Origin of the sequence: Staphylococcus lugdunensis, from assembly GCF_002901705.1 — a bacterium.
Taxonomy (GTDB): Bacteria; Bacillota; Bacilli; order Staphylococcales; family Staphylococcaceae; genus Staphylococcus; species Staphylococcus lugdunensis.
In genome coordinates this window covers 202,228-212,721 of the sequence record NZ_PPPV01000016.1, presented here as the reverse complement: position 1 = coordinate 212,721, position 10,494 = coordinate 202,228, and the positions used below count along the sequence as shown (strand labels likewise).

The following is a 10,494-nucleotide window of genomic DNA, read 5'->3' as shown; positions in this document are numbered from 1 at the left end:
AATTTTGGAAGTGATATCAATGTACTATAGTAATGGAAATTATGAAGCGTTTGCGCGACCAAAAAAACCTGAAAACGTAGAACAAAAGTCAGCTTATTTAATTGGATCAGGATTAGCATCTTTAGCAGCTGCATGTTTCTTAGTTAGAGACGGGCAAATGGATGGGGCAAAAATCCATGTGTTAGAAGAATTAGCTAAACCTGGTGGAAGTTTAGATGGAGATGAACTTCCTATGAAAGGCTATGTCGTACGTGGCGGAAGAGAAATGGAGAATCATTTCGAATGTCTATGGGATTTATTTAGATCTATTCCATCACTTGAAGTAGAGGGGGCTTCTGTATTAGATGAGTTTTATTGGTTAAATAAAGAAGATCCCAATTACTCAAGATGCCGTGTGATTGAAAAAAGAGGTCATCAGTTACCAACGGATGGTGACTTCACTTTAACGAAACAAGCAATCAAAGAAATGATAGATTTATGCTTGATGACAGAAAAAGATTTAAATGATGTGATGATTTCTGAGGTCTTTTCAAAAGATTTTATGAATTCGAACTTTTGGATTTATTGGAAGACGATGTTCGCCTTTGAACCATGGCATTCTGCGATGGAAATGCGCCGCTATTTGATGCGTTTTGTGCATCACATTGGTGGATTAGCAGATTTCAGTGCCCTTAAGTTTACAAAATATAATCAATATGAATCACTAGTACTGCCTATGATTGCCTATCTAGAATCCCATGGTGTACAGTTTGAATATGATGTTCAAGTACTTGATATTAAAGTAGATGTTACAACGACAGAGAAGGTTGCTCGCGAAATGAAACTTAAACGTCAAGGCAAAGAGGAGACAATGCTATTGACGCCGAATGACCTCGTCTTTGTGACAAATGGTAGTATTACTGAAAGCTCAACTTATGGAGATAATGAAACCCCAGCACCTCCTACGAAAGTCACAGGAGGCAGTTGGAACTTATGGCGTAATCTTGCTAAACAAAGCCCTGAGTTTGGTCACCCTGAAAAGTTCTATCAAGATTTACCTGAAAAAAGTTGGTTTGTGTCAGCAACTGCAACGACAAATAATAAGATAATCATTGATAATATCGAAAGCATATGTAAGAGGGATCCCCTTGCCGGCAAGACGGTAACTGGAGGTATTATTACGGTTAATGATTCGGCATGGCAAATGAGTTTTACTGTTAATCGCCAACAACAATTTAAAGCACAACCTAAAGATGAGGTGAGTGTATGGATTTATGCACTCTATTCTAATGTCAAAGGGGATTATATCAACAAGCCGATTGTGGAATGTAGTGGTAACGAAATTTGCCAAGAATGGTTATATCATATGGGTGTGCCTACTAATCAAATTAAAGATCTTGCTCAAAATCAATGTAATAGCATACCAGTTTATATGCCTTATATTTGCTCATATTTTATGCCAAGAGCCATAGGTGATAGACCACTTGTTGTGCCACATCAATCACGCAATTTAGCATTTATTGGTAATTTTGCAGAAACAGAGAGAGATACGGTCTTTACTACAGAATATTCAGTAAGAACTGCCATGGAAGCCGTATATCAATTGTTGAACATAGATCGAGGTGTCCCAGAAGTTGTTGCGACAGAATTTGATTTGCGTGTCTTAATGGACGCGATGTACGAACTCAATGATGGTAAAGGCTTGGTTGAACTGGTCGAGCAAAAGAAACTAAAACAAGTTGCCCTTAATGCTTTCTTGAAAAAAATAAAAGGCACATATATAGAGCAATTATTGAAACAACATAAGTTGCTATAGGTGCAAGAGATGTTTCATTTTGAAAAAGAACCCCCGCTTAGCAAAGTAGAAGTGGGGCTTCTTTTTATTTAGAATGAATTGATTTCTGATGATTACAAATTGTCTATCTAAATAGTTATCAAGGCAATGATACGAATGCTTTCAAACAATAGATAATAAAATTATCACATTGACAGATTGAGGGATACGACGACATTGATGACCATAGAATCACTATCAACATAATAATCTAAGATAAATGTGCTATTTTATAGCGGTTTGAAGGAAAATGACACGTTTGGTATAATTATACCTGCAACATAATATCATCTGCTAGGGGTGCTTTGATTTGCTGAAAGGAGAATTTCTCCAACCCTTTTAACCTGATCTAGATAATACTAGCGTAGGGAAGCAAGTGAGCCATTTATACTAAAGAATGAAAACATCATCATGTTTATCAGTTTATTTAAGCATGTGTTTCACTCGTAGTCTGTTGCTTACTTTTTGCCAGAACAGATTGTACAGTAAACACGAGAGTTAGTTATAGATATAGGGCATATCGTTAACTCAAGTTAAAATACCAATATTTTAAAGATATTGGCTATTATCTGATACATATATGTTTTTTGTATAAATTCGCTTATTTTCTTATGCATTCAGTATTAGGCTGAATGCTTTTTTGTGTGGATTTCTCTCAAAGTAATATTAAACACGTCTAGCATCTAGGAGGCTGTTTATATGAAACAAGAAATGATTCGTTTTAAAAAGAATTTTCCGGCAAGCAAACGTATTTTTAAAAAGGGAAGTGATGACGATATTGCAGTGCCATTTCGTCAAATTGAATTATCGGATACGCAATTAGAGAACGATGCATTTCACAACGATCCTATTACCGTCTATGACACTGCTGGACCTTATCATGACGATAACTATGATGTGAACATTGACAGTGGTATTCCTCAGCTTAGAAAGTCATGGATTGATGCACGACAAGATGTTGAAAGCTATAAAGGACGAAAAATACAATCTATCGATAACGGTTTTAAAAAGGAAGGCCATAAAAATTATGTGGCACATCCTTTTCAATATCAACCGAAGCGTGCCAAACAAGGTGGAAATGTGACACAAATGCATTATGCGAAACAAGGCATCATCACGAAAGAAATGAAATTTGTTGCGGTTCGTGAACAGGTAGAACCCGAATTTGTCAGAGATGAAATCGCTAGAGGACGTGCAATTATTCCTAATAATGTTAATCATCCAGAATCAGAACCGATGATTATCGGGAAAAACTTTGCCGTTAAAGTCAATGCCAATATCGGTAATTCGGTCGTGTCATCATCGATAGAAGCAGAAATTGAAAAGCTCGTTTGGGCAATTCATTGGGGGACAGATACGATGATGGATTTATCAACCGGTAAAAATATACATTCAACACGGGAATATTTGATTCGTAATTCACCAGTTCCGGTTGGGACTGTACCCATTTATCAAGCTCTAGAAAAAGTGAATGGCGTGGCGGAAGATTTAACTTGGGAAGTATATCGCGATACACTTATTGAACAAGCGGAGCAAGGTGTTGATTACTTTACCATTCATGCTGGCTTGCTATTACACTATATTCCGTTAACTGTCGATCGCTTAACCGGCATTGTCTCACGCGGCGGTTCAATCATTGCACAATGGTGTCTGGCACATCACGAAGAAAGCTTCTTATACACGCATTTTGAAGATATTTGTAAAATTTTAAATCAATATGATGTGGCAATTTCACTCGGAGATGGTTTGCGCCCAGGTTCCATTTATGATGCCAATGATGAAAGTCAAATTTCAGAGTTAAAAACATTAGGAGAGCTAACTGAAATTGCATGGAAACATGATGTTCAAGTTATGATTGAAGGTCCCGGACATATTCCAATGCATAAGATTAAAGAGAACCAAGACTTAGCAGATTTCTATTGTAAGGAAGCACCGTTCTACACATTAGGACCATTAGTTACAGATATCGCGCCAGCGTATGACCATATTACATCGGCAATTGGTGCGGCTCAAATCGCAAGTCATGGCACAGCAATGTTATGTTACGTTACACCGAAAGAGCATCTTGGCTTACCAAATAAAGATGATGTGAGAGACGGTGTAGTTACTTATAAAATAGCAGCCCATGCCGCAGATTTAGCAAAAGGGTTACCAGGTGCTACTGTGCGTGATGATGCAATTAGTAAAGCGCGATTCGAATTTCGTTGGATAGACCAATTCAATTTGTCATTAGATCCAGATCGCGCAAGAGAATTCCATGATGAAACGTTGCCATCAGAATCTGCGAAAATTGCACACTTCTGTAGTATGTGTGGTCCTAAATTCTGTTCAATGAAATTATCACATGATATTCGTGATTCATACAAAGAACAGCTAGCAGGTATGAAAGAAAAAGCGAAAGAATTCCAAGCAGCCGGCAATAAAATTTATCATTAGGATACATGATTTATTATAGGATAGAACATAAATATCAAAATAATAGCACAAAGATGATTTGACATTAAAAATCGTCTTTGTGCTTCCTTTATAATTCAATGCTTATGATGATTGGTTCGCTTGCTTAAGGGTCGGTTTACGTTGCTAGAAAAAACTGGTTTAGCCAATTTTTCTTTGCTTGTGGAATTTCTTATTGAAAGCCTCTTTGTTGAGGCCCCCCAACTTGCGTTGTATGTTGGCTTTTTTTCGAAAGCCTCTTTGTTGGGGCCCCACCCCAACTTGCTGTGCTTGTGGAATTTCTTATTGAAATTCTTTTTGTTGAGGCCCCAGGGCTTGTTCTATCTAGTGTGTTGCTAAAATATTGAATATTCATATGTCATTGATTGACCATGCGATTTTAATGTCAGTATAAAGATGACATGACCTAATCATAGTTGTATAGTATGACAAATTTTAATTTTTTGAGCAGGAAGTATACTAAAATGTCATAACTATTGATAACATAATATTATTGAGACTTATTTCCAGGGGAATTGTGTTAGGAGGTTTAGTTATGAATTCCAATATTGAATTTAAAAAAGGCGTACTGTTTGCGTTAGGTGCGCATTTATTATGGGGAATTTTACCTATTTATTGGAGGCTCATTGGCAATATCAGCGCTTTTGAAATTCTAGCGTATCGAATTATCTTATCAATGATCTTTATGATTATCATGATTTACATACTCAAACAAAGTACGGCATTTAAACGTGATTTAACACACTTATTTGCGACACCGATACAGCTTATTGCCATTATTGTCGCTGGTTATGTTATTACGCTTAATTGGGGGACATTTATTTGGGCTGTGTCAAATGGACATGTGCTACAAACCAGTTTAGGTTATTATATCAACCCACTCGTAAGTATTTTATTGGCATTTATTTTTCTAAAAGAAAGGTTTAATAAATTTGAGTCATTAGCCATTGTATTTGCCGCAATTGGTGTGCTTTATATGACCATTCGAGTAGGGGAATTTCCAATGATTTCACTCATGTTGGCTTTCTCATTTGGCATTTACGGCTTATTGAAAAAATTAGTTCGTGTAGATGCTATGACGGGTATTGCCATTGAATGTATTGTGACAGCACCAGCAGGACTCATTTATATCATTTACTTATGGCAAATACACCATACTTCAGTAGGTATCAATATGGCATCATTCTGGTTGCTATTCTCAGGTGCGGTAACAGCAGTGCCATTAATCTTGTTCTCAGCAGGTGCGCGTCGCATACCATTATCGTTAACAGGATTTATTCAGTATGTTAGCCCAACTATTATTTTCTTACTGGGCATCTTTGTCTTCAAAGAACCATTTGATATTCATCAATTTATTACATTTATCTTTATCTGGATTGGCATTGCATTATACAGTATTTCTCAATACGTGAAAATGAAGCGCAACGTTCGACCAGAATAAATACGGAGAAGCCAAATGACTATCGTCTATGTATACATAAGACGGTGTTCATTTGGTTTTTTTAATGTGAGCTATGCATGAAAAGCTTAAAATTTTACAAAAAAATCAATTTATATGATAAATATTAGGGAAATTATTATATAATATGAAATGACTATGAATTGAAAAGTTTAAAATACTTGCAAGACTGATGATACAAACGTAATTCAATGGAAAGGGAATGATTCGTTATGAAGCATGTAACCATCGATTCAATTAAAAATAATAGCAAATATAAAATTATTCATGATGGAGAAAAGCACTATGTCATTGATCTTAATCGAAATAAATTAACTTACATTTTTCCATTATTGAATTACCTTCTCCCGCATCGTTTAATGGAAATCAGTGATGACGCATACTTTAGTTTAACAACAGTACAACAATCGGTGGAAAGCAAAGTCAAAAATATGATGATAACATTAATTGGCATCGTGATATTGTTCATTTACTATAGAGCCAATGTGGTCGACAATTTTTTTCTAAAACATTATCCTCCGCTTATTATCATTGCATTGATGGTTTTAATATTTATTATAAAATGGCTAATAGATAAGCGAAAAAGAAAAAGATTAAACATTGAACAAATAGAAACTGAGAAACGTGCTTATATCTTTCCAGAGATATTCACAATGGTGATAAGTATTATTTTATATGTTATTGCAGTTGTGAGTTTCGTATTCTTAAGCTTCAAAATTTTTGGTTCAATGGGGGAGCCCCATCTCAATTCTAATGTATTGATTATCATGTTAGCTATTATTTTATCATTTGATCAACTACTCTATAGTAATTCAGAAACTTCCGGTAAAATGAGTCATATTAAAGTAAAGGATTAAATCAAATGAGTACAGTCTGGGATATTAATCCTAGAAAAATGAGCCAGTAGATGCGTTTTTGTAAATGCATTTACTGGCTTTTTTGTTTATAGTACTTCGTATGATATGGTTTCGTGTGTCTATGATACTGTCTTAGTCACCCCAACTTGCTTTGTTTGGTGAATTTCTTATCGAAATTCTCTTTGTTGGGGCCCCACCCCAACTTGCTTTGTCCGTTGCCTTTCTTTTGGAAAGCCTTTTTGTTGGGGCCCCACTCCAATTTGCTTGGCTTGTTGTAATGTTTTGAAAATAAGGGCTTTTATAGAATAAGTTATATGTTGTTGATTAATTTCGTTCAATAATCGATAAACTTAATTTGCTTAACACATGCAATTAAAAAAGCAGGATAATGACATTAATCAACTTTACAATATTTTACTTTGTTTTGGTTTTTAAATAGTTTAAAATTTTAGAGTGTTTGATAATATGATAAATATAGGAGGAGATACTTTGATAAAATCAATAGATAAAAATGTATATAAACATGCACTGAAAGTATTCGCTTTAGCTACAATTATATTGATGATAACGACAGTCATTACGTATTTCTGTCATCCTGCAATTAATGATGTCAAACATTTAGGGAATTCATCTACGAATATAAGTAGTAACCCCCAAGGGCTAAATAAAGTTTGGCATTTTATAGTAAATAATGGTTGTTTCGTGCCAGTTCAAATGTTTATATTAGCACTTATACCGATACCATTTCTTTATATGTTAAACATTGTTATCTCAGTTATTATACCAGGAATCATGTTTGGAATTTTTCTTAATTTTGATTTACACAAAGCATTTACCGCAATCATTGCATACATACCACACTATACGCTTGAAATCATGGCATATTGTATTCTTGCAAGTGGCTTATATATGTTAAACAAAGCCATTGTAAGAAAAGTAACCAATCTGTTTAGAAAAAAGAAGAAAGACAATTATCCTTTTAAAAAGAGTCTATTTAAAGTTATTAAAATATATTTTATTTTCACCTTACCATTAATTATACTTGCTGCATTTACAGAAACTTATGTCGCAGATTGGATATATCAATTGATGAACTAAGGTAATAAAGTTGATTAATATTTAATTAATGATATTTTCCTTAAAAAATATTGAAAAGAAATCTTCGAAATAAGCATACTAATAATCATGCTCTGCATACGCTTTAAGTGAATCCTTTTTTATTGTAAAATGTTTATAAATTACATTTGAGGAGGTGTCTAAATGTTTCTTATAGTTCATTGTTGCAGATATTTACAAATCATACGCAACAAATTTTCGATCTTAATTACAAAATTGGCGGAGTCTGTCTATTTTGAAGTTAATGATTAATCTATAAGGAACTGACACAATATATTTCTTCCTTATAGATAAATTGGAGGAAGAAAAATGAATATACTAAATGCATCGAATATTTCTAAAAAATATACGGAAGATATATTATTCGATCATATTAAAATAACACTTAATTCAGGTGATACTTTAGGATTAGTAGGTCGTAATGGTGAAGGGAAGACCACTTTATTAAAACTACTTTCTGGCATGGAAAGACCTTCGACTGGTGTGATTAGTTGGAAGAAGGATATTAAGATAGGTTACTTAAATCAAATACCTGATTATGAAAAAAGTGAAAGTGTTTATCAATGTATAAAATCTGTATTTAAAGAATTAGATACGATATCAAAACAGCTGGAAACAATTGAAACTAAAATGATTGAAGAAAGAGAAAATATAAATTCATTAGTGGCGCGCTATGGTGAATTGCAGACATATTATGAAGAAAATGGCGGGTATGAGATAGATGCTAAAATACGTAAAGTTACTCACGGTTTAAATATCGCGCATTTACTTAAAGCAAAGTGGGGAGATTTATCAGGGGGAGAACGTACTAAAGTAGGTATAGCACAGATGTTAATTAAGCCTACGGATTTGCTTCTTTTAGATGAGCCAACAAATCACCTCGATGTTAAATCTATAGAATGGTTGGCTAGCTATATAAAAAATAGTGATGGTACTACGGTGATTGTGTCACATGATCGTTACTTTTTAGATGAAACAGTTAATCAAATTATAGAAATAGATCAAAAAAAGCTTCATTTTTATAATGGAAATTATTCATATTTTGTTGAAGAAAGAGACAAAAGATTGTTGATTGAATTCGAAGCCTATAAAACGCAACAAAAGAAAATAAAGAAAATGAAAGAATCAATCAAACAATTAAGAACATGGGCTAGTCAAGCGAAGCCACCTAATGCTGCAATGTTTCGCCGAGCTAAAAGTATGGAAAAAGCTTTAAATCGCATTCAACGCTTAGAAAAACCGCTTTTAGATTCAAAAAAGATGCATATAACACTAGAAGAAGGCATGAACGTTTCGAATAGAGTGATTGAAATGGAAAATGTTACTAAAGCATATGAGGATGTATTATTTAGAAACGTAAATATGTTAATCAGAAGAGGCGAACATGTTGCTATTATAGGAGATAATGGTACTGGAAAAACAACATTATTAAAAATAATTTTAGGGCTGACTTCAATAGATAAAGGTTCAATTAAAACGGCAAGTAATTTAAAAATTGGTTATCTTTCACAGCATGAATTTGAAAGGGATGGCAATGATACTTTGTTACACACATTTCGTAAAAAAGTCAATGTATCAGAAGACCAAGCAAGACATATTTTAGCTCATTTTATGTTTTATGGTAAAGATGTATTTAAAAAAGTTAATGAGTTAAGCGGAGGAGAAAAAATAAGATTAAGATGGGCACAACTCGTAAACACAGATTATAATTTACTTGTTTTAGACGAACCAACAAACCATTTGGATATAGACGCCAAAGAAATCATAGAAGATGCTTTATTAGACTTCAATGGAACCATCATTACAGTTTCACATGATAGATATTTCCTTAATAAGTTATTTAATACAACTTACTTATTAAAAAATAAAACATTAGAAAAATTTGAAGGTAACTATGATTACATTAAAGAAAAGATACTATAAATAATTGATATAGAGAAATGCTGGTCAATAAATTAAAAAATATACAACAATGACCATTGTAAATACGCTTAAGGAAATCGGATTTATGGAATGCCGATTTCCTTTTGTTTATCTTCTTAAATCGGATTTCAACTTTATATGCTGTTTATGTGAGGCTTAATAAGTATAAAACGATGCGTTTTTGAGTTCTTATGAAAAATTTATTGTGTGATAAATAACTTTTTAATTTCCTTACTTAACAAAAACACAGTTATTGCGATAATAAAAATTATTTCTTCTCCAATTATTAGGCTAATTATCGCACCTGCACCATCAAACATTTCATAATACTCTGCAGACTTCATGAAATCGATAAATATTTTAGCAAGTCCCCATGAAATAATAAATCTGCATACTTTCATTGATAATATGAGCCAAAAGTCTTTTTCCCATTTAAAACAGAAAGTAAGAATAACAGGTAATATGAGTGCAGGTATGTAAACATAAAGCAACCCTACTTGGAAATGGTAGTCTAGTGCAATAGTGATGAAATCAATGGGGAGCAAAAAGATTAAACATAAAAATATACGTTTTTTCATTGCTATCTCTCCTTTTCTTATACAAATAATTGACCAGTATCAACCATCGCTCCAATTTCAAGTATCGCTATTATAAATAAGAAAACTAAGAATATCGAGACAAAAAAAGCGACCATGGTTATTAATATTTTTTTAGGTGCATGTTTTATTTTAGATACATAGTAAAAAATCACATCAATACACACAATCATTAGTATTGTAATTATTACAACAACAAAATTAGAAGACACGAGCGATTCCTCCTCCTTTTTCTATAATTTTATTTTGCAAAAGTGTCAGAGAAAAATATCAACT

General features: G+C 33.4%; 8 protein-coding genes and 1 riboswitch. Of the genes, 6 read left to right on the top strand and 2 right to left on the bottom strand.

Annotated elements, in window-relative coordinates; genetic code table 11:
- Nucleotides 1–19: 19 nt before the first annotated feature.
- From CD041_RS07910 to abc-f, 6 genes are all read left to right on the top strand, one after another.
- A complete protein-coding gene (locus tag CD041_RS07910) occupies nucleotides 20–1,795 on the top strand; it encodes an oleate hydratase (protein ID WP_070648148.1) in 1,776 nt (591 codons plus the stop codon).
- Nucleotides 1,796–2,099: 304 nt separating this feature from the next.
- Nucleotides 2,100–2,201: riboswitch (TPP riboswitch) on the top strand.
- 311 nt (nucleotides 2,202–2,512) lie between these two features.
- Nucleotides 2,513–4,249: a phosphomethylpyrimidine synthase ThiC gene (gene thiC, locus CD041_RS07905; protein ID WP_002460231.1), complete on the top strand. Its 1,737-nt coding sequence runs from the start codon at nucleotides 2,513–2,515 to the stop codon at nucleotides 4,247–4,249.
- A 553-nt stretch (nucleotides 4,250–4,802) separates the two neighbouring features.
- Nucleotides 4,803–5,708, top strand: coding sequence for an EamA family transporter RarD (gene rarD, locus CD041_RS07895; protein ID WP_002478732.1), 906 nt, complete (start codon nucleotides 4,803–4,805; stop codon nucleotides 5,706–5,708).
- A gap of 230 nt (nucleotides 5,709–5,938) precedes the next feature.
- Nucleotides 5,939–6,583, top strand: coding sequence for a DUF443 domain-containing protein (locus tag CD041_RS07890; RefSeq protein WP_070648149.1), 645 nt, complete (start codon nucleotides 5,939–5,941; stop codon nucleotides 6,581–6,583).
- Nucleotides 6,584–7,048: 465 nt separating this feature from the next.
- Nucleotides 7,049–7,681 (top strand): stage II sporulation protein M, encoded by a 633-nt coding sequence (locus tag CD041_RS07885; RefSeq protein WP_081095646.1) that lies wholly within the window; start codon nucleotides 7,049–7,051, stop codon nucleotides 7,679–7,681.
- 327 nt (nucleotides 7,682–8,008) lie between these two features.
- Nucleotides 8,009–9,622, top strand: coding sequence for a ribosomal protection-like ABC-F family protein (gene abc-f / locus CD041_RS07880; protein WP_070648150.1), 1,614 nt, complete (start codon nucleotides 8,009–8,011; stop codon nucleotides 9,620–9,622).
- 200 nt (nucleotides 9,623–9,822) lie between these two features.
- Here the strand turns inward: abc-f and CD041_RS07875 are convergent, their stop codons facing one another.
- Both CD041_RS07875 and CD041_RS07870 read right to left on the bottom strand, forming a co-directional pair.
- Nucleotides 9,823–10,200 (bottom strand): hypothetical protein, encoded by a 378-nt coding sequence (locus CD041_RS07875; RefSeq protein WP_070648151.1) that lies wholly within the window; start codon nucleotides 10,198–10,200, stop codon nucleotides 9,823–9,825.
- 17 nt (nucleotides 10,201–10,217) lie between these two features.
- Nucleotides 10,218–10,430: a hypothetical protein gene (locus CD041_RS07870; RefSeq protein WP_070648152.1), complete on the bottom strand. Its 213-nt coding sequence runs from the start codon at nucleotides 10,428–10,430 to the stop codon at nucleotides 10,218–10,220.
- Nucleotides 10,431–10,494: the final 64 nt, after the last annotated feature.

Excerpts from the sequence above, each read along its gene's own strand:
- abc-f (WP_070648150.1), top strand. The coding sequence starts at position 8,009 with ATGAATATACTAAATGCATCGAATATTTCTAAAAAATATACGGAAGAT.
- thiC (WP_002460231.1), top strand. The coding sequence starts at position 2,513 with ATGAAACAAGAAATGATTCGTTTTAAAAAGAATTTTCCGGCAAGCAAA.
- CD041_RS07890 (WP_070648149.1), top strand. The coding sequence starts at position 5,939 with ATGAAGCATGTAACCATCGATTCAATTAAAAATAATAGCAAATATAAA.
- CD041_RS07875 (WP_070648151.1), bottom strand. The coding sequence starts at position 10,200 with ATGAAAAAACGTATATTTTTATGTTTAATCTTTTTGCTCCCCATTGAT.
- CD041_RS07885 (WP_081095646.1), top strand. The coding sequence starts at position 7,049 with ATGATAAATATAGGAGGAGATACTTTGATAAAATCAATAGATAAAAAT.
- rarD (WP_002478732.1), top strand. The coding sequence starts at position 4,803 with ATGAATTCCAATATTGAATTTAAAAAAGGCGTACTGTTTGCGTTAGGT.
- CD041_RS07910 (WP_070648148.1), top strand. The coding sequence starts at position 20 with ATGTACTATAGTAATGGAAATTATGAAGCGTTTGCGCGACCAAAAAAA.